General features: G+C 63.2%; 1 protein-coding gene. It reads left to right on the top strand.

The window, feature by feature from the left end:
• Nucleotides 1–64 precede the first annotated feature (64 nt).
• A complete protein-coding gene (tnpC, locus tag EKD03_RS18175; RefSeq protein WP_161569320.1) occupies nt 65–1,489 on the top strand; it encodes an IS66 family transposase in 1,425 nt (474 codons plus the stop codon).
• Nucleotides 1,490–1,497 lie beyond the last annotated feature (8 nt).

Here is a 1,497-nt window from a genome sequence, read left to right as displayed (position 1 = left end):
GTATCCGTTCAGGGTGGGTCACTCCTGAGTTGCGAGAATCAGTAGAATCCGGCATACTACCGCTATGGACGAGCCACAACGCCCACCGGAACTGAGCGAAGACGCATGGCAGGCCACCCCACGGGAGGTGCGCCAGTTTATCGCGCTGCTCGTGCAGAAGCTCGCGGCCATCGAAGCGCGTCTCAACCAAAACTCCCAGAACTCCTCCAAACCCCCGTCGTCCGATCCGCCCTCGGCACCCCCGCGCCCGGCCAAAACCCCACGCGGCAAACCGAAGACCAAGGGTGCGCAACCCGGGCATCCTGACCAGCAACGCGACCTCATGCCAACGAGCGAGGTCAGCCAGGTCGTTCCCCTGCGACCCACCACCTGTCCTGGGTGTCAACACGCGCTGCCGGACGACCTTGCCCCCGTTGGTTCGCCGCGTCGCCAGCAGGTCTGGGATATTCCCGTGGCTCCGCCGGAGGTGACGGAATACCAATACTACACCGTGATCTGCCCGTGCTGTCAGGCATGGGTGGCGGCGGAGCGACCAGATGCCGTGCCACCGGGAGCCTTTGGCCCGCGCATGGTGGCGCTGATTGCCTTGCTGCACGGACGGTATCGCATCAGCAATCGCGAACTCGTTGACCTGCTGCGCATGGTGTGGCAGATCCCCATCAGTGTCGGCAGCGTCTGTGACCTTCAGCAGGTTGCGAGTGCCGCTCTGATCCCCGCGTATACCGAAGTGCAGGCCGCTATTGCCGAGGCTGACCACGTCCACGTCGACGAGACCAGTTGGCGCGAAGGATCGCGTACGCCATGGTTGTGGGTTGCGGTGGGAACGCTGGCAACCCTGTTCATGGTGCAACTGGGGCGTGGCAAAACGCAGATGCACGCCCTGCTGAATACGACGTTTGCTGGGTATGTGACCTCGGATCGGCTGGCGGCATACAATAGCCTTCCGCCCGAACGACGCCAGGTGTGTTGGGCACACCTGATCCGCAATCTACGCAGCCGGGTCGAGACGAAAGGGCGCTGGCAAGCCGATGCCGCCGATCTGTTGGCGCTTGCCGACCTCGTCTTTGCGGTGTGGGATCGTTACCGGGACGGCGTGATTGACCGAGCGGTGCTTCGCGCCATGCTGGCGCCCATCCAACACGCGATGTGGGAACGTCTCCATGTCGCCGCGCAAGGCGGTCACTATCTGAGCAGTCTGGGTCGCGAACTGATCCGGTTATGGGATGCGCTCTGGACGTTCGTCGAGGTGGAGGGCATTGAACCGACCAACAACGCCGCCGAGCGCGCGTTGCGTCCGGCGGTGCTCTGGCGCAAAGGAAGTTACGGCACCCAAAGCGATGGAGGGAGCCGCTTTGTCGAGCGCATGCTTACGGTCACTGCAACTTGTCAGCAGCACGAGCGTCCCCTGTTCCCGTATCTCATCGCTGCGGTTACGGCGTATTGGGCGAATCAGCCTGCCCCACAATTACTGCCTGCTGGGGGGGCGTGAACGGATAC

Origin of the sequence: Candidatus Oscillochloris fontis (genome assembly GCF_004138135.1) — a bacterium.
Classification (GTDB): Bacteria; Chloroflexota; Chloroflexia; order Chloroflexales; family Chloroflexaceae; genus Oscillochloris; species Oscillochloris fontis.
Note: the sequence above shows the minus strand (reverse complement) of the source record. Positions and strands in the feature narration are given on the sequence as shown.

What these genes read in the sequence shown, in the direction of transcription:
- tnpC (WP_161569320.1), top strand. Translation starts at nt 65, where the DNA reads ATGGACGAGCCACAACGCCCACCGGAACTGAGCGAAGACGCATGGCAG.